The sequence below is a fragment of the Azospirillum formosense genome, from assembly GCF_013340925.1.
Lineage (GTDB): Bacteria > Pseudomonadota > Alphaproteobacteria > Azospirillales > Azospirillaceae > Azospirillum > Azospirillum formosense.
Map to the genome: position 1 here is coordinate 1 of NZ_WHOR01000104.1, position 19,040 is coordinate 19,040.

Genomic DNA, 19,040 nt, shown 5'->3' on the forward strand with positions numbered 1-19,040 from the left:
TGTGTATCAGTGACAGCCATGGAGCCGCAGGACTACCCGCGCAACGACCCCGGCCCCAACGCCCTTCTCACCATGCTGCCGCCCGAGCGCAACATGGAGCGGCTGGAATGGTCGCTGGGCAAGGCGGTCGGCTATGTCGGCATCACCAGCACCACGGGCAGCAAGTTCACCGCCAACCCCGACGCGGTGAACCCGGTCGTCGCGGCGATGAAGGCGCGCGGCCTGATGGTGCTCGACGCCCGCGCCAACCCGCGCAGCGTCGCCGGCTCCCTGGCGGGTCAGGCGGGCGTGCCGCGGGCCTTCGCCGACCGGGTGATCGACCGCGACCTGTCGCGCGGCGCCATCGACGACCAGCTCGCCGAGTTGGAGGCCATCGCCAAGGCCAACGGGGCGGCGGTGGGCATCGGCGCGCCTTACCCCAGCACCATCGAACGGATCAACCTGTGGCTCACCGGGCTGGCCGACCGTGGCATCGCCATCGTGCCGGTCTCCGCCCTGGCCAACATGCAGAAGCAATAAGGCGCATGAGCAAGAAGCCCATCGACCGCGAGTCCCTCCCCTACCGCCCCTGCGTGGGCGTGATGCTGCTGAACGACCGCGGGCAGGTCTTCGTGGCCCGGCGCTGCGACAGCAAGGACGCCTGGCAAATGCCCCAGGGCGGCATCGACGAGGGCGAGGGCGTGCATGAGGCCGCCCTGCGCGAGCTGAAAGAGGAGATCGGCACCGACAAGGCCGAGATCCTCGGGCAGACGGCGGAGACGCTGCGCTACGACCTGCCCGACCATCTACTGGGCAAGGTCTGGAAGGGCCGCTGGCGCGGCCAGGAGCAGGTCTGGCTGGCCGCCCGCTTCACGGGCGCGGACAGCGACATCGACCTCGCCACCGAGCACCCGGAGTTCGACGCCTGGAAATGGGTCGATGCCGACGATCTGCCCAGCCTGATCGTGCCCTTCAAGCGCCCGGTCTACGAGTCGGTGCTGGCGGAGTTCGCCCCGGTGATCGCGGCGCTGCGGCGGGGCTGATTCCCGCCGCGCCCCGTCCTGTTCAGGCCACCTTGGCCAGCCGCTTGGCGCGGCTTTCGATCAGCCACCAGGCGCCGCGGGCGGCGACGCTGTAGAAGCGGGTGTGCGGCTTCAGCCCGCAGGCCTTGAAGACCATCGCCACCGCGCGGTCGACGTGCTTGGGCCGGTAGCGGCCGTAGGCGCGGCGCATGTAGGCCTGATTATAGGTCTTGTGCGCGTAGGGCTCGCCCTCCGGCGCGTTGGCCGCGTAGTAGGCGTAGGCCAGCTCGTCGTCCTCCGACTCGCCGATGCGCGACAGCGCCACCTTGAGACGCTGGAACTTGTTCAGCTGCTCCAGCTCCAGATACTTCTTCGTGTAGGTGTAGAAGAGCTTGAAGTGGCGCAGCTCGTCGGCGGCGATGTTCTTGCAGATCAGCTTGAGCACCGGTTCGTCCGTCGAGTCCCCGATGGCCGCGTAATAGCTGCTGGTGCCGGTCTCGACCATGCAGCGGGCGATCATCTCGCCGGTGCGCGAGCCGCGGACCGAGGCGTCGAGGTCGATCGGCACCTTGTAGCCGGCGCGGAAGCGCTCCACGGCCCGGTCGAAGTTGAAGGTCGGATCGACCAGTTCCGCCCATTTGCCGAGCGCACGGCCGTGCTGGACCTCCTCGACCGCCCAGCCGTGCGCGACCTCCTGGAACTCGGGATCGTCGTGGAAGACGTTGCAGAGATAGGCCGTGTAGTCGTCGGCGTTGAACTCCACCAGGGCGGCCGCCTTGATGAGCGGGACGAGATCGGGATCGACCTTCGTGTGGTCCAACTGATCCCAGGGAAGCTCTTCGTATTTCCAGTGCAACGCCACACTCCACTCCCGCTGCTGGCCGCCGTTCCGGGCCGGTTGTTCCACGCTCTGACGGAGAATAGGACGACAAAAACAAAAACGCCTCGACGGACGGGCCGGGAGGCGTTCGATCCCCTGGGGGACACTATGTATGGCTGCGATGGCGCAATGCAACGGAAACGGCCCAGCCGGCGGTCGCCGCCGGGCCGACCCCGGTGTCAGTGCGTGGTCGCGCCGGTCGCGTCGAGCTTGGCGCGGGCGATGGCGATCTTCGCCTCCACGCGGGCCTTCTCGTCGTCGGACTTGGCGTCTTCCAGATCCTCGCCCAGGTCGCGGATCTGCTGCTCGACCTTGGCGCGGTCGATCTCGGCGACCGCGATGGCCTCCTCGGCCAGAACGGTGCAGCGGGTCTCGGTCACCTCGGCGAAGCCGCCGGCGACGAACACCCGGTCGACCACGCGGTCGGCCTCGTAGACGTCGATCACGCCCGGACGGACGGTCGAAATCATCGGCGAGTGGCCGGCGAGGACGCCGAAGTCACCTTCCGAACCCGGCACCACGACCATGTCGACGGGCTGCGAGGTCAGCAGCTTCTCCGGAGAGACCAGCTCGAATTCGACTTTATCGGCCATGGGTTTCCTGGTGCCTCTTCATAAGAACCCCCTCCCCCGCGCGGGCGGAGGAGAGGGTTAGCCTCGTTACCGAACCTCAGCCAGCCCTGGTCAGGCGGCTTCGGCGGCCAGCTTCTTCGCCTTGGCGATGGCTTCGTCGATGGTGCCGACCATGTAGAAGGCCGCTTCCGGCAGGTGGTCGTAGTCGCCGTTGACGATGCCCTTGAAGCCCTTGATGGTGTCTTCCAGGCTGACGAGCACGCCCGGGGTGCCGGTGAACACCTCGGCGACGTGGAACGGCTGCGACAGGAAGCGCTGGATCTTGCGGGCGCGGGCCACGACCAGCTTGTCCTCTTCCGACAGCTCGTCCATGCCCAGGATCGCGATGATGTCCTGCAGCGACTTGTAGGTCTGCAGAACGCGCTGCACCGAACGGGCGACGGTGTAGTGCTCTTCACCGACGACGCGCGGGTCCAGGATGCGGCTGGTCGAGTCCAGCGGGTCCACCGCCGGGAAGATCGCCATTTCGGCGATCGAACGCGACAGCACCGTGGTGGCGTCCAGGTGGGCGAAGGAGGTGGCCGGGGCCGGGTCGGTCAGATCGTCGGCGGGCACGTAAATGGCCTGCACCGAGGTGATCGACCCCTTCTTCGTGGAGGTGATGCGCTCCTGCAGGGCGCCCATGTCGGTGGCCAGCGTCGGCTGGTAACCCACCGCCGACGGGATGCGGCCCAGCAGAGCCGACACTTCCGAACCGGCCTGCGTGAAGCGGAAGATGTTGTCCACGAAGAACAGCACGTCCTGGCCTTCCTCGTCGCGGAAGTATTCCGCGAGGGTCAGACCGGACAGGGCGACGCGGGCGCGGGCGCCCGGCGGCTCGTTCATCTGGCCGTACACCAGGGCCACCTTGGAACCCGGGCCGTCGAGCTTGATGACGCCCGACTCGATCATCTCGTGGTAGAGGTCGTTGCCCTCACGGGTGCGCTCGCCCACGCCCGCGAACACCGACACGCCGCCGTGCGCCTTCGCGACGTTGTTGATCAGCTCCATGATGGTCACGGTCTTGCCCACGCCGGCGCCGCCGAACAGGCCGATCTTGCCGCCCTTGGCGTAGGGAGCCAGCAGGTCGATGACCTTGATGCCGGTGATCAGCACTTCGGCGTCCGTCGACTGCTCGACGAAGTCCGGGGCCGCACGGTGGATCGGCAGGGTGCGCTCGGCGCCGACGTCGCCGCGCTCGTCGATCGGCTCGCCGATCACGTTGATGATGCGGCCGAGGGTGGCCGGGCCGACCGGCACGGCGATCGGGGCGCCGGTGTCCGTCACTTCGGCGCCGCGGACCAGGCCGTCGGTGCTGTCCATGGCGATGGCGCGGACGGTGCTCTCGCCGAGGTGCTGGGCAACCTCGAGCACGAGGACCTTGCCGTCGTTCTGGGTGTGCAGAGCGTTCAGAATGGCCGGCAGCTCGCCGTCGAACTGGACGTCGACAACGGCGCCCGTGACCTGCGTGATCTTGCCGACGGCGTTCGTCGCCTGGGTGGTGGTGGCCATGGAGTAAAGCTCCCTCGGAACTCGATAATTGTCGGATGTGCCGTCGTATCGACCGCGAACGCTGCGCCGTTAAACCGCCTCGGCGCCGGAGATGATCTCGATCAGCTCCTTGGTGATGTAGGCCTGGCGCGTGCGGTTGTAGGTGATCGTCAGCTTGTTGATCATGTCGCCGGCGTTGCGCGTCGCGTTGTCCATCGCGGTCATGCGGGCGCCCTGTTCGGACGCGGCGCTTTCCAGGAGGGCGCGGTAGACCTGGATCGACAGGTTGCGCGGCAGCAGCTCGGCGAGGATCTGCTCCTCGTCGGGCTCGAACTCGTAGATCGCCTTGACCTCGGCGCCCGCGGCCTCCTCGTCCGCCTGCGCCTCGACGGCGAAGGGAACGAGCTGCTGGACGGTCACGATCTGGGAGATCGCCGACTTGAACTTGTTGAAGATCACCGAGCAGACGTCGAACTCGCCCGCGTCGTACATCGCCAGGACCTTCTGCGCGACGACATCGGCGTCGGCGAAGGACAGCCTGCGGCGGCCCACATCCTCGTAGGTCTCGACGATCAGCGAGCCGAACTCGCGGCGCAGCTGGTCGCGGGCCTTGCGGCCGACGGTGAGCAGCTTGACCGTCTTGCCTTCCGACTGGAGGCGCAGGATCTGGCGGCGGGACTCACGGACGATGGCGCCGTTGAAGGCGCCGCACAGGCCGCGGTCGGAGCTGATGATGACGAGGAGATGCACCTGATCGGAACCGGTGCCGGTCATCAGCTTCGGGCCGTTGCCCGAGTCCTGCACGTTGGCCGCGAGAGAGGCCAGCATGCGGCCCATGCGCTCGGCGTAGGGACGACCGGCTTCCGCCTGCTCCTGCGCACGGCGGAGCTTGGAGGCGGCGACCATCTTCATCGCCGAGGTGATCTTCCGCGTCGATTGGACGCTGGCGATCCGGTTCTTTAGGTCCTTGAGGTTAGGCATGCCGGCCCTTCATTCCGCTCGGGGTCGTTCGGGTTGACGGACGGGGCGCAGGGACTGCGCCCCCGCCGTCGATCAGACGAACACCTTGGAGAAGTTGTCGAGGAAGGCCTTCAGGCGCTCCTCGGTCGCAGAGGTGATCTGCTTCTCGTTGCGGATCGTCGCCAGGATGTCGGCCCCCTTGGAGCGGACCTCGGCGAGGAACTTCTGCTCGAAGCGGTTGACGTCCTCGACCTTGATCTTGTCGAGGTAGCCCTTCACGCCCGAGAAGATCGACACGACCTGCTCTTCGACCGGCAGCGGCTGGAACTGCGGCTGCTTCAGCAGCTCGGTCAGACGGGCGCCGCGGGCCAGCAGGCGCTGGGTGGCGGCGTCGAGGTCCGAGGCGAACTGCGCGAAGGCGGCCATCTCGCGGTACTGGGCCAGCTCCATCTTGATGGTGCCCGCGACCTGCTTCATCGCCTTGATCTGGGCGGCGGAGCCGACGCGCGACACCGACAGGCCGACGTTGATGGCCGGACGGATGCCCTTATAGAACAGGCCCGTCTCGAGGAAGATCTGGCCGTCGGTGATCGAGATCACGTTCGTCGGGATGTAGGCCGACACGTCGCCGGCCTGCGTCTCGATGACCGGCAGGGCGGTCAGCGAGCCGTTGCCGTGGGCGTCGCCCATCTTGGCGGCGCGCTCGAGCAGGCGGCTGTGGAGGTAGAACACGTCGCCCGGGTAGGCTTCGCGGCCCGGCGGACGGCGGAGCAGCAGCGACATCTGACGGTACGCGACGGCCTGCTTGGACAGGTCATCGTACACGATCAGGGCGTGCATGCCGTTGTCGCGGAAGTACTCGCCCATCGTGCAGCCGGTGTAGGGCGCCAGGAACTGCAGCGGGGCCGGCTCCGACGCGGTGGCCGCGACGACGATGGAGTATTCGAGGGCGCCGGCGTCTTCCAGGGTCTTGACGATCTGGGCGACGGTGGAGCGCTTCTGACCGACGGCGACGTAGATGCAGTAGAGCTTCTTGCTCTCGTCGTCGCCCTGGTTGATCGGCTTCTGGTTCAGGAAGGTGTCGATGACGACGGCGGTCTTGCCGGTCTGGCGGTCACCGATGATCAGCTCGCGCTGGCCGCGGCCGATCGGAACCAGGCTGTCGACGGCCTTCAGGCCGGTCTGCATCGGCTCGTGCACCGACTTGCGCGGGATGATGCCGGGGGCCTTGACCTCGACGCGGGTGCGGGTGACGTCCACCAGCGGGCCCTTGCCGTCGATCGGGTTGCCCAGGCCGTCCACGACGCGGCCCAGCAGACCCTTGCCGACCGGCACGTCCACGATGGTGCCCGTGCGCTTGACGGTGTCGCCTTCCTTGATCTCGCTGTCGGTGCCGAAGATCACGACGCCGACGTTGTCGGTCTCGAGGTTCAGCGCCATGCCCTTGATGCCACCGGGGAACTCGACCATCTCGCCGGCGCGCACGTTGTCCAGGCCGTGCACGCGGGCGACGCCGTCACCCACGGAGAGGACCTGACCGACCTCGGCGACGTCCGCCTCGGTCCCGAAATTCGCGATCTGCTGCTTGAGGATCGCAGAGATTTCTGCGGCGCGGATATCCATCAGACTGATCCCCCTGAGGCCTTCATGGCGAGTTGCAATTTGTTCAGCTTCGTGCGCACCGAGGTGTCGACCATGCGCGAGCCGAACTTAACGATCATGCCCCCGATCAGCGCGGGATCGACCGAGGTGTTGACCAACACCTTGGAGCCGATCGACGCCTTCAGCGTGTCGGTGACCGCGGCCAGCTGAGCGTCGCTCAGCGGCTGGGCGGAGGTGACCTGGGCGGTCACTTCGCCGCGACGGCGGGCCAGTTCGGCGAGATAGCCTTCGATCATGCCTTCCAGCGCGAACAGGCGGCGGTTCTTGGCCACCAGCCCGATGAAGCGCTTGGTCAGATCGGACACTTCGGCGCGGTCCAGAACCGCGGCCATCGCCCGGCCTTGGTCGGCGCGGCTGATCACGGGACTGCGGACGAGGCGGCGAAGGTCGGCGCTCTCAGCCAGGATTTGCTTCAGCGCAACCAGATCGCTCGCGACCTGATCCAACGCTTTGTTCTCGTCCGCAAGCTCGAACAGCGCGATGGAGTAGCGCGTAGCGAGTTCGGAAACGCCTGTACCTTCGATTGCCACCTGATCCCTCGAATTGAGTTCGGTAGACGGTGAATTTTCAGGGCCTTAAATAGGGCAAAACCCACATCGCGGCGGCCCAGCCCGCGAAAGCGAGCGGTCCAATATCACAGGATTAGGCCCTGCGCAACGGGGTCTGGACAATTTGCACGCGGCTTGCGTGCGGCGTTTTGCGCCCCTGCGGCGTGGGGTCCGTTCTTGGCGGCGGGCGCTGGAAATGGGCATACCACTTCACAACCGCAACGGATCACCTCGACATCCGCAGGCCCTGCCCTCTTCGCGGTCCGTTTTTCGGGGTCCCGCTCCGTGACGGTCCAGGGACCAGACTGTGACCTAACGCGCCACTTAACACCCGTTTAACCATTCACGCGCACGGTCGCCCCATAGCCCGTCTGACAGGACAAATCCAGGCCAATCATGACCGTCGTCGCCTTTTCCTGCGCCCGCTTCACGCCCGCCGACCTCAACGAATTCGAGGCGGTGGCCGAGCCGAAGCTGCGCCTTGGCCATTGGGCCGGGGTCATCCGCGAAACGGGCCGGGAGCATGACCGGCTCCTCGTCCTCCTCCCCGGCGTGGACCGTCCGGTCTTCCGCTTCGAGCGCGACGGCCGCGGACGCTACAGCCTGTCCTTCAACGACCGCTCCGGCTGGTACGGCATCGGGTCGGGAGGCAGCGCGTCCGAATGCCTGTCGATCTGGCGCCCGCGCCCGCGCGCCGACCGCTCCGTCTCGGTGCTCTGAGCGCCTTTTTCACCCCTCGGAAAAGTCTGATTCGGCCGTCAGCGATAGACGCCGACCGACAGCAGATAGGGCTCGCCGCCCAGGACGATGCGGCGCACGATCATCGTCTTCGGCGCGATCTGGCCGGACAGCGGGTCCGTCCATTTGTAGCTGACCGCGCCCGAGTCCCGCTCCGCCACGATGCCCAGCGCCTCCTGGATGAAGGGCTTGCCGTCGACGTCCTTCAGGTCCTTGAGGTTCACGCCGTTGAGCGACGGCGTCCAGCCGTGTGCCACCATCACGCCGTCGCGGTCGATCAGCATCGGGTAGAGGTCACGGTCGATCAGAGCGCCGTCCCGCTGGGCGAAGGCATCCGGCGCACCCTCCGCGCCGTGCTGGCGCAGATAGCCGCTGGTCTTGTCGAGCAGCGCCCTGGCATCCGATTCCGTTCCCCGGGTCTGGGCGGGCACGCCCGCCGCCAGCGCGATGATCGCCAGCAAGGCGAGAACCGGAAGAACCGTCAGCAAGGTGGGGAGGTGGAAACGACCGCGCAGCCTGGACATGAGATCGCTCGGCGAAAGATGACTTCCATACTCTGGTAATACCATGACCCGCCGGCCGCAACGGACCAAACGTCACAGGTGCCCTGCGGAGCGCGCAGGGACAATCGGTCGCAGCCCCCCTTTACAGCAACCCGGCATTTCTTACCGGACGCTACGCCATTACAGGAAGCTGTAGGGGTCCACATCCACCTGCACGCGCACGTTGGCCGGAATCTCCACCTTCTCCAGCCACTGGGCGATCAGGGGTTGCACCTGAACGGTGCGCGGCGCCTTCAGCAGCAGGCGCCGCCGGTGCCGCCCGCGCAGCAGGGCCAGCGGCGCCGGGGCCGGCCCCAGCACGGCGACGGTGTCGCTGCGCGGCGCGGCGCGGCCCAGCGCGATGGACAGCTTCTCCACCGCCGCCGCGTCCTCCCCCGACACGATCAGGGCGGCCAACCGTCCGAAGGGCGGCATCCCGGCCTCCAGCCGCATCTCCGCCTCCAGTTGGTAGAAGCCGTCGCGGTCACCGGCGGCCAGCGCCTGCATCACCGGATGCTCGGGCATATAGGTCTGCAGCATCACCCGGCCCGGCCGCTCGCCGCGCCCGGCGCGCCCGGCCACCTGATGGAGGAGCTGGTAGGTCCGCTCCCCAGCCCGCAAATCGCCGCCGGCCAGCCCGAGGTCGGCGTCGACCACCCCAACCAGGGTCAGCATGGGGAAATGGTGGCCCTTCGCCATGACCTGGGTGCCGATCAGGATGTCCAGCTCATGGTCGGCGATCCGCCGGACCATCTCCTGGATGGCACGGGGACCGAACAGCGTGTCCGACGCCATGATGGCGGCGCGGGCGTCGGGGAACAGCTCCGCCACCTCCTCGGCGATGCGCTCCACGCCCGGACCGCAGGCCGCCAAGGTGCCCTCCTCGCCGCATTCCGGGCAGGTCGGGGAGAGCGGCTGCGACAGGCCGCAATGGTGGCACTGGAGCTTGCGGGCCAGCCGGTGCTCGACCAGCCACGCCGTGCAGTTGGGGCATTGCAGCCGGTGCCCGCAGGCCCGGCACAGGGTCAGCGGGGCATAGCCGCGGCGGTTGAGGAACAGCATCACCTGCTCCTTCTCCGCCAGCGTCTGCTCGATGGCCTTCTTCAGCGACGGGGCCAGCCAGTGGCGCGCCGGCGGCCGGTCCTTGCGCAGGTCCACCAGTTCCACGTCGGGCAGCACGGCGCCGCCGTGGCGGCCCGGCAGCTCGATGCGGGCGTAGCGGTTGCTGTCGGCGTTGACCTTGGTTTCCAGCGACGGCGTGGCGGAGACCAGCACGGTGGGGATGCCGCCGAGATGCGCCCGCGCCACGGCCATGTCGCGGGCGTGGTAGATCGACCCCTCCTCCTGCTTGTAGGCGGAGTCATGCTCCTCGTCGATGATGATGACGCCGAGGTTCTTGTAGGGCAGGAACAGGGCGGAGCGGGCGCCGACCACCACCGGCACCTCGCCGTTGGCCACCGCCCTCCAGGTGTCGCGGCGCTGCGCGCCGGTCAGCTCGGAATGCCATTCCGCCGGCGGCGCGCCGAAGCGGCGGGCGAAGCGCTCCAGCCACTGCGCCGACAGGGCGATTTCCGGCAGCAGCACCAACGCCTGCTTGCCCGCCTTCAGGGCGGCGGCGATGGCCTCATAATAGACCTCCGTCTTGCCCGAGCCGGTCACCCCGTCGAGCAGCACGGTGGAATAGACGCCGGACTCGACGCGGGCGCGCAGGTCCGCCGCCGCGGCCTCCTGGTCGGCGGACAGGGTGGGGCCGGGGCGGTGGCAGTCGGGCCGCCCGAGCTTGGTCGGCTGGAGCAGCACCGGCTCCAGCAGCCCGGCCTCGGCCAGCCCGCGCACCACGGTGACGCCGCAGCCGGCCTCCTCCGCCAGCTCGGCCGGAGTGCGCGGCGGGCCGTCGTCCAGCAGGGCCAGCACGCGCCGCCGCGGGTCGGTCATCTTGAAGCCGGGGGGCGGCTCGGCGTCGGGCTTGCGCAGGTAGGCGAGCATGGCCTTCGCCGGCTCCAGCGCCGACGGCACGCTGATCGCCATGCGCAGCACATGGCCCGGCGGCGTCATGGTGTAGGCGGCGACCCACTCCACGAACTTGCGCTCGACCTCCGGCATCGGCGGCACGTCGAAGCGGCGGACCACCGGCTTCAGCCGGGCGGCCGCCACGACTCCGGCGCCGTCGCCCCACACCACCCCCAGCACGCGGCGCGGTCCCAGCGGAACCTCCACGTAATCGCCGGGGACGAGGGTCATCCCGGCGGGCACGCGGTAATCGTAGGCCTCGCGCAGCGGCAGCGGCAGAAGCACGCGGACGCGCGGGTCCGCGTCCACCGGCATCGTGCCCGGCAGAAGGGCTTGCGCTGAATCTCCGGAAGCGGCCCCGGATTTGGCCCCGGATCTGGCGGAATTTTCACGCATCGGCTAGAGTGCCCCCTGACCGCGACGCCGGGCAGAGAATCCCGGGAAACAGGGCACGGTCTTCCTCAGCAAGCATGGATTCCAGGTCATGAAGTTCTTCGTTGACACCGCCGACATCGCCGAGATCCGCGATCTGGCCGACACCGGCCTGCTGGACGGTGTTACCACCAACCCCTCCCTCGTCGCCAAGACCGGTCGCAGCTTCCTCGACCTCGTGGCCGAAATTTGTGATGTGGTGGACGGCCCGGTCAGCGCCGAGGTGGCGTCCACCGACTTCGAGACCATGCTGGCGGAAGGGAAGAAGCTTGCCAAGATCGCCGACAACGTCACGGTCAAGGTTCCGCTGACCCCGGCCGGCCTGAAGACCTGCAAGGCGCTGTCCTCCGAAGGGACGATGGTCAACGTCACGCTGTGCTTCTCCCCGGCGCAGGCGATCCTGGCCGCCAAGGCCGGCGCCAGCTTCGTGTCGCCCTTCGTCGGCCGCCTGGACGACATCGGGCAGGACGGCATGGGCCTGATCGCCGACATCGTGGAGATTTACAGCAACTATGATTACTTCAAGACCGAGGTGCTGGTCGCCTCGATCCGCAACCCGATCCACATCGTCGACTCCGCCCGCCTGGGCGCCCATGTCGTCACCGCCCCGCCGTCGGTCCTGAAGCAGCTCTTCAACCATCCGCTGACCGACAAGGGCCTCGCCCAGTTCGTCGCCGATTGGCAGAAGACCGGCCAGTCCATCCTCTGAGGACGGCAGCATGGGCCGGGAGCCGGGACACACCCCCCACCGGAAGGACGCGCCGACCGCCGAGGAGGTGCACGCCTACCTGCGGGACCATCCCGACTTCCTGGTCCATCACGGCGATCTCGTCCACCACCTGACCCCGCCGTCGCAGGACCGCGGGCGCGGGGTGGTGGACCTGCAGGCCTACATGGTCGAGCGGCTGCGCGGCGAGGTCCGCCTGCTGAAGGACCAGCAGCGCGAGCTGATCGGCACCTCGCGCGCCAACATGAACAGCCAGAACCGCATCCACGCGGCGGTGCTGTTCCTCCTCGACGCGCAGAGCTTCGAGCAGCTCATCCAGACCATCACCACCGATCTGGCGGTGCTGCTCGACCTGGACGTCGCCTGCCTGATCGTCGAATCGAACGGCCAGGACACCCCGCATGTCCAGACCTCCGGCGTGCGGGTGGTCGCGCCGGGGACCGTCGACCGCTGGCTGGGCAAAGCCGACGTGGCGCTGAACGCCGACATCCAGGGCGACCCGGAGCTGTACGGCCCCGGCGCCGGGCTGGTGCGGTCGGAGGTCCTGATCCGCCTCCAGGTGTCCAGCGAGACTCCGGACGGCATGTTGGCTTTCGGCAGCCGCGAGCCGGACAGCTTCCACGGCGGCCAGGGCACCGAGCTGGTCGGCTTCCTTGCCCGCGTGGTCGAGCGGGTGATCCGCGGCTGGCTCGAACTGCCGGCCTGACCCCACGGAACGCATGACCGGAAAACAGAATCCCGTCCTCGGCTTCGCCGCCCAGCCCGACGTGCAGGATGTGCTGGTGCATTGGCGCCGCTGGATGGAGAGCGAGCGCAACGTCTCGCCCCACACGCTGACCGCCTACGTCGGCGACGTCGCGACCTTCCTGGAGTTCATCACCGGCTATCAGGCCAAGCCGCCGTCGATGAACGACCTCGCCGCGCTGACCGTCACCGACTTCCGCTCCTGGCTGTCCCACCTCGCCATGAAGGGGATCGGCTCCAACAGCCGGTCGCGCGCCCTGTCGTCGGTGCGCAACCTCTTCCGCTGGCTGGACCGCGACGGGCGTTTGCACAACCCGGCGATCAACACCTTCTCCGGCCCGCGCATCAAGCGCCCGGCGCCGAAGCCGCTGACCGTGCTTGACGCCGACCGGCTGCTGGAGGAGTCGGAGAAGGAGCCGGACGAGCCGTGGGTCGGCAAGCGCGACCGCGCGCTGTTCACCCTGCTCTACGGCTGCGGCCTGCGCATCTCGGAGGCGCTGAACCTGACGCGCCGCGAGGCGCCGCTGGGCGAGACGCTGCGCGTCACCGGCAAGGGCAACAAGGAACGGATCGTCCCGGTGCTGCCGGCGGTGACCGAGGCGGTGCGGGCCTACATGGACGCCTGCCCCTACCGCCAGGGTCCGGACGCGCCGCTGTTCGTCGGGGTGCGCGGCGGGCAGCTCGCCCCGGCCATCGCGCAACGGCGGATGCGCGACCTGCGCCGCCTGATGGGGTTGCCGGAGACCGCGACGCCGCACGCGCTGCGGCACAGCTTCGCCACGCATCTGCTGGCGGACGGCGGCGATCTGCGGGCGATTCAGGATCTGCTGGGCCACGCCTCGCTGTCGACGACGCAGCGCTACACGGACGTGGAGAGCGAGCAGCTGATGCAGGTGTACCGCTCGGCGCACCCGCGGGCGAAGAAGACGCCATAAAGTTCGAGGGTGGGAGGTGCGTTGCCCCCTCCCCGACCCTCCCCCGCTTCGCAGGGGAGGGAGAGGAGAGAGAGAGAGAGAGAGAGAGAGAGACGCGCCTTAGATGTGCAGGGCGCGGCCGTCCACGGCGAGGGCGGCTTCCTTGGTCACTTCCGACAGGGTCGGGTGGGCGTGGCAGGTGCGGGCGATGTCCTCGGCGGAGGCGCTGAACTCCATCGCCACGCCCAGCTCGCCGACCATCTCCGACACGTTCGGGCCGACCATGTGGACGCCCAGCACCTTGTCGGTGCGCGCGTCGGCCAGGATCTTCACGAAGCCGTCGGTGGTGCCGCTGGCGCGGGCGCGGCCGTTGGCGGTGAAGGGGAACTTGCCCGCCTTGTAGGCGACGCCCGCGGCCTTCAGCTCCTCCTCGGTCTTGCCGACCGCGGCCACTTCCGGCCAGGTGTAGACGACGCCGGGGACGAGGTCGTGGTTGACGTGGCTCGCCTGGCCGGCCAGCAGCTCGGCGAGCGCCACGCCCTCCTCCTCGGCCTTGTGGGCCAGCATCGGGCCTTCGACCACGTCACCGATGGCGTAGATGCCCGGCACGTTGGTCTCGAAATGCTTGCCGATCTTCACGCGGCCGCGGTTGTCCATCTCCACGCCCACGGCGTCGAGGCCCAGCCCGTTGGTGTAGGCGCGGCGGCCGATGGCGACCAGCACGACGTCGGCCTCGACCTCCTCGGCGGTGCCGCCCGCGGCGGGCTCGACCGACAGGGTGACACCGGTGTTGGTGACCTTGGCGGCGGTGACCTTGGAGCCGAGCTTGAAGGTCATGCCCTGCTTGCCCAGGATGCGCTGCATCTGCTTGGACACTTCGCCGTCCATGGTCGGCAGGATGCGGTCCAGGAACTCGACCACGGTGACCTGCGCGCCGAGGCGGCCCCAGACCGAGCCCAGCTCGAGACCGATCACGCCGCCGCCGATGACGACGAGGCGCTTCGGCACCTCCGGCAGCTCCAGGGCGCCGGTGGAGGAGACGATCTTCTGCTCGTCGATCTCGATGCCCGGCAGCGGGGTGACTTCCGAGCCGGTGGCGATGACGATGGCCTTGGAGGCCGTGATGGTGCCGATGCCCTCGACCTCGACGGTGTTCGGGGCGGTGATGCGGCCGGCACCCTTCAGCCAGGCGATCTTGTTCTTCTTGAACAGGAACTCGATGCCGCCGGTGTTCTCTTTGACGACCTTGTCCTTGTGGGACAGCATGCCCGGCAGGTCCAGCTCGACGCCGCCGACCTTGATGCCGAACTTGGCGAGGCCGTGCTTGGCCTCCTCGAACTTCTCCGACGCCGCGAGCAGCGCCTTGGAGGGGATGCAGCCCACATTCAGGCAGGTGCCGCCCAGCGCGCTGCGCTTCTCGACGCAGGCGACCTTGAAACCGAGCTGCGCCGCACGGATCGCGCAGACATACCCGCCGGGACCGCCGCCGACCACGACGACGTCGAAAGTGCTTTCAGCCATTGGGGGCTTTCCTTCCGCCATTTTTGTGTTTGCCAAAAGCCTTCCCGTCCAGCGGGGAGGGCCGCGCGCCGATTTATGCCGCCGCTCAGGCCAACTGGCAACGGGACAGTTCGTCCGGGGGAGGGATGCCGGGTTGAGAGACCGGCATGGGAACGGCTGGAACCCATGCCGGAACAGGCGCCATCGGAACCGGTGACCCGGCCCGCGTCACACCGACACGGCGACCAGGAACAGGCGCGGGGCGCCGGCCTGGGCGACGTTCGCCAGGGTGGTGACCTGATTGTTGGCCATGTCGTACACGTAGGCGGACCGTCCGCCGGCCCAGTACCAGCCGAGGTTCGGGTTGGGTCCCGCCACGTCCGCGGCCTGGAAGGTGCCGAAGGTCGCCAGGAGCGAGACGTAGTTCAGACCAGGGTTGCCGCCGCGCAGGGTCTGCTGCTTCACGACATCGGCGTTGAAGCGGTTCCAGGCGTCCTGGATGGGCGTGGCGTGGGCGGGCAGGATGCACTTCAGTTCGATGTAGACGTCGTCGGCCACTCCGGTGTTGCGGCGCAGGTAGAAGTCGGCGCGGGCGGCGGCGTTGGCGTTGTTGGTGGCTCCCCAGACCGGGCCGCCGACCGTCGTGTAGGTGAGATAGGGATTCGCGGCGTTGGTGGACGGATAGGGCCGTTCACGGTCGCAGGTCCAGTTGCCCGCAACGGTCAGGAAGCCGTGCGCGATCTCGGCCTGGAGCCAGCCCTCCCAGCCGCCGCGGATGTTGGCGTTCTGGGCCAGCACCGCGGCCCGCGGGCCGTTGAGGGTGCCGTTGGCGACGCACCCCTGGACGGTGGTCAGAAACTGCTGGCAACGCATGGCGATGTCCCTTTCCTTGATGCCGGACCGGAGCGGGTGCTCCGGGCCTCGGCAAAGGGACGGTTCCGCCACGCGCGGCGTGAGGATCAGCCGGAGAAGAAATCCAGCAGCGCCCGCGCCGTCTCCCCCGGCGCCTCCTCCGGGATGAAATGGCCGGCGGGCATCACATGCCCCTCGATGGCCGGGGCGTAGCCGCGCCAGATGCCCAGCGGATCGTCGTAGAGACGCCCGACCGCGCTGTTGCGGCCCCACAGGAACAGGGCCGGGCACGCCACCTTGCGGCCCGCCGCGCGGTCCTCGCGGTCGTGCTCCAGGTCGATGCCGGCGGCGGCGCGGTAGTCCTCGCACATGGCGTGGACGGTGGCGGGGTCGCGGAAGGCGGTGCGGTAGGCCTCCATCGCCTCCGGCTCGAAGATGTCGGCGCTGCTGCCGATGGAGCCGAGCACCTGCCCGAGGTAGAAGTCGGGGTCCGCCCCGATCAGCCGCTCCGCCAGATGGTTCGGCTGGATCAGGAAGAACCAGTGATAATAGGCGGTCGCCATGCGCTGGTCGATGCGGGCGAAGACCTCCAGCGTCGGCACCACGTCGAGGAAGGCAACGCGCTCGACCCGGCCGGGATGGTCGAGGACGAGCCGGTGCGCCACCCGCGCGCCGCGGTCGTGCCCAGCCAATCGGAAGCGGTCGAAACCAAGCGCGGCCATCACCGCCACCTGATCGCGCGCGTTGGCGCGTTTGCAGTAGGTCTCGTGCGCGGAATCGCCCGGCGGCTTCGACGATTGGCCGTACCCCCGCAGGTCGGTCAGCACCACGGTGAAGCGCTCGGCCAGCCGCGGCGCGACCCGGTTCCACAGGGCATGGCACTGCGGAAACCCATGAAGCAAAAGGAGCGGCGGCCCTTCGCCGCCGACCAGTGTATGGATCTCGGCGCCGTCGGTGGCGATGCGGTGGCGGGTGAACCCTTCGAACATGCGCGCCCTCCCCCTATCCGTTTGAGTGTGGAGAACTGTCCTTCCGCACGGCGAGGCTTCGGAAACCTTTGGCGGGTTTCTCGCGTTTTTCAGCCGATTGTTTTCGACCTCAAGAGGAAAATGCCATGCGTAGCCTGAAGAAGCTCGTCCTTTTCGCCGCCCTGGGTGCCGCCCTGACCACCAGCCTCGCCGCCTGCAACACCGTCGAAGGCATGGGCCAGGACGTGCAGGCGGGCGGCCGCGCCGTGGAGCGCTCGTCGGACAGCGTCCAGAAGAAGATGTGATCGCGTGGCGTGGACGCCCCGGCCGCAAGCCGGGGCGGTCAGCGCCACGAATTCAGCGCTGCATGCGCTTGATGGTGTTGGTCGTGCTCTGGCCGTCCACGAGGTCGGCCAGCACGACCTTGCCGCCGTAGCTCTGCACGAAGCCGGCGCCGACCACCGTGGCGACGGTGTAGTCCGCCCCCTTCACCAGCACGTCGGGCCGCAGGGCGCGGATCAGCTCCTCCGGCGTGTCCTCGCCGAAGACCACCACCAGATCGACGCAGGCCAGCGAGGCGAGCACCGTCGCCCGCGCCGTCTCGGTCTGCACCGGGCGGGTCTCGCCCTTCAGCCGCTTCACCGAGGCGTCGCTGTTCAGCCCCACCACCAGCACGTCGCAGGCCGCCTTGGCCTGGTTCAGCAGCGAGATGTGGCCGGGGTGCAGCAGGTCGAAGCAGCCGTTGGTGAAGCCCACCCGCTTGCCGCGGGCACGCCAGCGCGCCGCGCGCTCCACGGCCTGCTCCAGCGTGTCGACCTTCTCCTCGCCGCTGCGCCATTCCTGCTCGTGCAGGGCGGACAGCAGCTCCGGCGCGCGGACCACCGCGGTGCCGACCTTCCCCACCACGATCCCGGCGGCCAGATTGGCCAGCCGCGCCGCGTCGGTCAGTTCCACCCCAACCGACAGGGCGGAGGTCAGGGTCGCCACCACCGTGTCGCCGGCGCCCGACACGTCGAAGACCTCGCGCGCGTTGGCCGGCAGATGGGTGGCCCCATTGCGGGTCACCACGGACATGCCGCGCTCGCTGCGCGTGGCGACCACCGCGTCGATGCCGCAGCTGTCCAGCAGGAAGCCGCAGGCGGCCTCGACCTCCGCGTCGCTGTCGGCGGGCATCCCCGTCGCCTGGATCAGCTCCTTGCGGTTGGGCGTGATCACGCTGGCCCCGCGGTAGCGTCCGAAATCGTCGCCCTTGGGATCGACCACCACCGGCAGCCCGGCCTCCCGCGCCGCCCGGATGAGCTGCGCGACCAGAGCGTCGGTCAGCACGCCCTTGCCGTAGTCGGACAGGATCACCGCGCCCACCGTCAGCAGGCCGGTGCGGGCGGCGACCATCACCTCCTCCTCCGACCCGATGGCGGCGATGGTCTCGGCGTCGGCGCGCAGAAGCTGCTGGCGCCCGCCGATGAAGCGCGTCTTGACGGTGGTCTGGCGCCCCGGCTCGGCCACCAGCCCGCCGCCGTCGCCCGTCTCCTTCGCCACGAGGCGGACCAGTTCCAGCCCCGCCGCGTCCTCGCCCACCACCGACACGAAGCGGCAGCCGGCGCCCAGCGCCATGACGTTGGCGGCCACGTTGCCGGCGCCGCCGAGCATGGCCGTCTCGCGCTCGATCCGCAGCACGGGGATCGGCGCTTCGGGAGACACGCGGTCGACCGACCCGTAGATGAAACGGTCGAGCATGACGTCGCCGACGCACAGCACGCTGGCGCGGGACAGGGAGTCGATGTGACGGGCAAGGTCGCTCATGCGGGTTCTACTACCAATCTTGGGAGTGGCGCGCCAGAGGGGAGCGCGGCCCCGGACGGAGCGCGCCGGTCATTCGAAGGCCGGAACCTCGTGGCGCAGATCGCCGGTGCCCTTGGCGAAGGTCAGGGTCAACTGCCCCTGCAACTCCCGCTCCGTCGCCTCGCCGGTCCCCGGAAGGGAGGGCGGCAGGGATGGGCTGAGCTGGATGCCGGCGGCGGCCAGCGCGTCGCCCAGCGCCGTCGTCCGGTTGGCGGGGATGCAGAAGGCGATGACCGCCATCACGTCGGGGAAGAGCGTGTGGTCGACGATCCAGCCGCCGTTGCCGGTGATGCCGTCGGCCGCCGCCATCAGAGCGGCGGTCCGGTCGGTCTGCAGGACCGCTTCGAATCTCAGGATGGACATGGCCTGCCCTCCGTTTCGGGCTGCTTGGAAAGACCAGTATGGGCCGGCGACACCGCGCCCTCAACCGGACAAAATCCCGCAGCCGCGCCGCGTTGGCTAGGCACTCGTTCCCTCCTGCCCTATCTTCCGGCATCCCCTCCCCCCGTGTCTTCTCCACCTCCGACGCTTCCGACGATCTACCCTCTGGAGTTCTCCGGGGCCCTTCATACCTCTCAAACAACAATATAATGTCATTCGCCCTTCCCATCGCTGCGT

20 protein-coding genes are annotated in these 19,040 nt (G+C 68.6%); 7 read left to right on the top strand and 13 right to left on the bottom strand.

Annotated elements, in window-relative coordinates:
- Together GBZ26_RS15025 and GBZ26_RS15030 are read left to right on the top strand one after the other, a co-directional pair.
- A partial coding sequence (locus GBZ26_RS15025) for a divergent polysaccharide deacetylase family protein (RefSeq protein WP_174439530.1) occupies positions 1-519 on the top strand: 519 nt, incomplete at its 5' end.
- 5 nt (positions 520-524) lie between these two features.
- Positions 525-1,022 (top strand): RNA pyrophosphohydrolase, encoded by a 498-nt coding sequence (locus GBZ26_RS15030; RefSeq protein ID WP_174439531.1) that lies wholly within the window; start codon positions 525-527, stop codon positions 1,020-1,022.
- Positions 1,023-1,044: 22 nt separating this feature from the next.
- On the opposite strand, the gene GBZ26_RS15035 is transcribed toward GBZ26_RS15030, so the two are convergent.
- The 6 genes from GBZ26_RS15035 to GBZ26_RS15060 form a co-directional block, all read right to left on the bottom strand.
- Positions 1,045-1,863 carry an acyl-ACP desaturase gene (locus tag GBZ26_RS15035; protein ID WP_174439532.1) on the bottom strand — a complete coding sequence of 273 codons (819 nt, stop codon included), beginning with the start codon at positions 1,861-1,863 and terminating at the stop codon, positions 1,045-1,047.
- A gap of 197 nt (positions 1,864-2,060) precedes the next feature.
- Positions 2,061-2,474: a F0F1 ATP synthase subunit epsilon gene (locus tag GBZ26_RS15040; RefSeq protein WP_014239442.1), complete on the bottom strand. Its 414-nt coding sequence runs from the start codon at positions 2,472-2,474 to the stop codon at positions 2,061-2,063.
- Positions 2,475-2,564: 90 nt separating this feature from the next.
- Entirely contained in the window at positions 2,565-4,004 is a 1,440-nt protein-coding gene (gene atpD, locus GBZ26_RS15045; RefSeq protein ID WP_014239441.1) for a F0F1 ATP synthase subunit beta, read from the bottom strand.
- Positions 4,005-4,073: 69 nt separating this feature from the next.
- The gene (locus GBZ26_RS15050) at positions 4,074-4,964 is read right to left on the bottom strand and encodes a F0F1 ATP synthase subunit gamma (protein WP_174439533.1); all 891 of its coding nucleotides are present in this window, start codon (positions 4,962-4,964) and stop codon (positions 4,074-4,076) included.
- A 72-nt stretch (positions 4,965-5,036) separates the two neighbouring features.
- Positions 5,037-6,566: a F0F1 ATP synthase subunit alpha gene (gene atpA, locus GBZ26_RS15055; RefSeq protein ID WP_035671446.1), complete on the bottom strand. Its 1,530-nt coding sequence runs from the start codon at positions 6,564-6,566 to the stop codon at positions 5,037-5,039.
- Positions 6,566-7,135: a F0F1 ATP synthase subunit delta gene (locus GBZ26_RS15060; protein WP_014239438.1), complete on the bottom strand. Its 570-nt coding sequence runs from the start codon at positions 7,133-7,135 to the stop codon at positions 6,566-6,568. Before GBZ26_RS15060 ends, atpA begins: the two co-directional genes overlap by 1 nt.
- A 414-nt stretch (positions 7,136-7,549) precedes the next feature.
- Between GBZ26_RS15060 and GBZ26_RS15065 the strand changes: the two genes are divergently transcribed.
- Positions 7,550-7,873: a hypothetical protein gene (locus tag GBZ26_RS15065; protein WP_014239437.1), complete on the top strand. Its 324-nt coding sequence runs from the start codon at positions 7,550-7,552 to the stop codon at positions 7,871-7,873.
- A 38-nt stretch (positions 7,874-7,911) separates the two neighbouring features.
- On the opposite strand, the gene GBZ26_RS15070 is transcribed toward GBZ26_RS15065, so the two are convergent.
- Both GBZ26_RS15070 and GBZ26_RS15075 read right to left on the bottom strand, forming a co-directional pair.
- The gene (locus GBZ26_RS15070; RefSeq protein WP_246653546.1) at positions 7,912-8,415 is read right to left on the bottom strand and encodes a cache domain-containing protein; all 504 of its coding nucleotides are present in this window, start codon (positions 8,413-8,415) and stop codon (positions 7,912-7,914) included.
- Positions 8,416-8,574: 159 nt separating this feature from the next.
- The gene (locus tag GBZ26_RS15075) at positions 8,575-10,758 is read right to left on the bottom strand and encodes a primosomal protein N' (RefSeq protein WP_174439535.1); all 2,184 of its coding nucleotides are present in this window, start codon (positions 10,756-10,758) and stop codon (positions 8,575-8,577) included.
- Between the two features lie 169 nt (positions 10,759-10,927).
- Between GBZ26_RS15075 and fsa the strand changes: the two genes are divergently transcribed.
- The 3 genes from fsa to GBZ26_RS15090 are packed head-to-tail and all read left to right on the top strand — an operon-like array spanning position 10,928 to position 13,281.
- Positions 10,928-11,584 carry a fructose-6-phosphate aldolase gene (gene fsa / locus GBZ26_RS15080; protein WP_014239434.1) on the top strand — a complete coding sequence of 219 codons (657 nt, stop codon included), beginning with the start codon at positions 10,928-10,930 and terminating at the stop codon, positions 11,582-11,584.
- A 10-nt stretch (positions 11,585-11,594) separates the two neighbouring features.
- Positions 11,595-12,308 (top strand): DUF484 family protein, encoded by a 714-nt coding sequence (locus GBZ26_RS15085; RefSeq protein ID WP_174439536.1) that lies wholly within the window; start codon positions 11,595-11,597, stop codon positions 12,306-12,308.
- Between the two features lie 13 nt (positions 12,309-12,321).
- Positions 12,322-13,281 carry a tyrosine recombinase XerC gene (locus GBZ26_RS15090; protein ID WP_174439537.1) on the top strand — a complete coding sequence of 320 codons (960 nt, stop codon included), beginning with the start codon at positions 12,322-12,324 and terminating at the stop codon, positions 13,279-13,281.
- Between the two features lie 99 nt (positions 13,282-13,380).
- On the opposite strand, the gene lpdA is transcribed toward GBZ26_RS15090, so the two are convergent.
- From lpdA to GBZ26_RS15105, 3 genes are all read right to left on the bottom strand, one after another.
- A complete protein-coding gene (lpdA, locus tag GBZ26_RS15095) occupies positions 13,381-14,781 on the bottom strand; it encodes a dihydrolipoyl dehydrogenase (RefSeq protein ID WP_174439538.1) in 1,401 nt (466 codons plus the stop codon).
- Positions 14,782-14,988: 207 nt separating this feature from the next.
- A complete protein-coding gene (locus GBZ26_RS15100; protein ID WP_174439539.1) occupies positions 14,989-15,633 on the bottom strand; it encodes a hypothetical protein in 645 nt (214 codons plus the stop codon).
- A gap of 86 nt (positions 15,634-15,719) precedes the next feature.
- Positions 15,720-16,601: an alpha/beta fold hydrolase gene (locus tag GBZ26_RS15105; protein ID WP_174439540.1), complete on the bottom strand. Its 882-nt coding sequence runs from the start codon at positions 16,599-16,601 to the stop codon at positions 15,720-15,722.
- A 125-nt stretch (positions 16,602-16,726) separates the two neighbouring features.
- Between GBZ26_RS15105 and GBZ26_RS15110 the strand changes: the two genes are divergently transcribed.
- Positions 16,727-16,885 (top strand): entericidin A/B family lipoprotein, encoded by a 159-nt coding sequence (locus tag GBZ26_RS15110; RefSeq protein ID WP_038526216.1) that lies wholly within the window; start codon positions 16,727-16,729, stop codon positions 16,883-16,885.
- A gap of 52 nt (positions 16,886-16,937) precedes the next feature.
- Here GBZ26_RS15110 and rfaE1 read toward each other — a convergent pair whose 3' ends face one another.
- Entirely contained in the window at positions 16,938-18,383 is a 1,446-nt protein-coding gene (gene rfaE1, locus GBZ26_RS15115; RefSeq protein WP_174439541.1) for a D-glycero-beta-D-manno-heptose-7-phosphate kinase, read from the bottom strand.
- A gap of 69 nt (positions 18,384-18,452) precedes the next feature.
- Positions 18,453-18,785: a hypothetical protein gene (locus GBZ26_RS15120; protein WP_174439542.1), complete on the bottom strand. Its 333-nt coding sequence runs from the start codon at positions 18,783-18,785 to the stop codon at positions 18,453-18,455.
- Positions 18,786-19,040 lie beyond the last annotated feature (255 nt).

What these genes read in the sequence shown, in the direction of transcription:
- GBZ26_RS15030 (WP_174439531.1), top strand. Translation starts at nt 525, where the DNA reads ATGAGCAAGAAGCCCATCGACCGCGAGTCCCTCCCCTACCGCCCCTGC.
- GBZ26_RS15040 (WP_014239442.1), bottom strand. Translation starts at nt 2,474, where the DNA reads ATGGCCGATAAAGTCGAATTCGAGCTGGTCTCTCCGGAGAAGCTGCTG.
- atpD (WP_014239441.1), bottom strand. Translation starts at nt 4,004, where the DNA reads ATGGCCACCACCACCCAGGCGACGAACGCCGTCGGCAAGATCACGCAG.
- GBZ26_RS15050 (WP_174439533.1), bottom strand. Translation starts at nt 4,964, where the DNA reads ATGCCTAACCTCAAGGACCTAAAGAACCGGATCGCCAGCGTCCAATCG.
- atpA (WP_035671446.1), bottom strand. Translation starts at nt 6,566, where the DNA reads ATGGATATCCGCGCCGCAGAAATCTCTGCGATCCTCAAGCAGCAGATC.
- GBZ26_RS15065 (WP_014239437.1), top strand. Translation starts at nt 7,550, where the DNA reads ATGACCGTCGTCGCCTTTTCCTGCGCCCGCTTCACGCCCGCCGACCTC.
- GBZ26_RS15070 (WP_246653546.1), bottom strand. Translation starts at nt 8,415, where the DNA reads ATGTCCAGGCTGCGCGGTCGTTTCCACCTCCCCACCTTGCTGACGGTT.
- GBZ26_RS15075 (WP_174439535.1), bottom strand. Translation starts at nt 10,758, where the DNA reads ATGCCGGTGGACGCGGACCCGCGCGTCCGCGTGCTTCTGCCGCTGCCG.
- fsa (WP_014239434.1), top strand. Translation starts at nt 10,928, where the DNA reads ATGAAGTTCTTCGTTGACACCGCCGACATCGCCGAGATCCGCGATCTG.
- GBZ26_RS15085 (WP_174439536.1), top strand. Translation starts at nt 11,595, where the DNA reads ATGGGCCGGGAGCCGGGACACACCCCCCACCGGAAGGACGCGCCGACC.
- GBZ26_RS15090 (WP_174439537.1), top strand. Translation starts at nt 12,322, where the DNA reads ATGACCGGAAAACAGAATCCCGTCCTCGGCTTCGCCGCCCAGCCCGAC.
- lpdA (WP_174439538.1), bottom strand. Translation starts at nt 14,781, where the DNA reads ATGGCTGAAAGCACTTTCGACGTCGTCGTGGTCGGCGGCGGTCCCGGC.
- GBZ26_RS15100 (WP_174439539.1), bottom strand. Translation starts at nt 15,633, where the DNA reads ATGCGTTGCCAGCAGTTTCTGACCACCGTCCAGGGGTGCGTCGCCAAC.
- GBZ26_RS15105 (WP_174439540.1), bottom strand. Translation starts at nt 16,601, where the DNA reads ATGTTCGAAGGGTTCACCCGCCACCGCATCGCCACCGACGGCGCCGAG.
- GBZ26_RS15110 (WP_038526216.1), top strand. Translation starts at nt 16,727, where the DNA reads ATGCGTAGCCTGAAGAAGCTCGTCCTTTTCGCCGCCCTGGGTGCCGCC.
- rfaE1 (WP_174439541.1), bottom strand. Translation starts at nt 18,383, where the DNA reads ATGAGCGACCTTGCCCGTCACATCGACTCCCTGTCCCGCGCCAGCGTG.
- GBZ26_RS15120 (WP_174439542.1), bottom strand. Translation starts at nt 18,785, where the DNA reads ATGTCCATCCTGAGATTCGAAGCGGTCCTGCAGACCGACCGGACCGCC.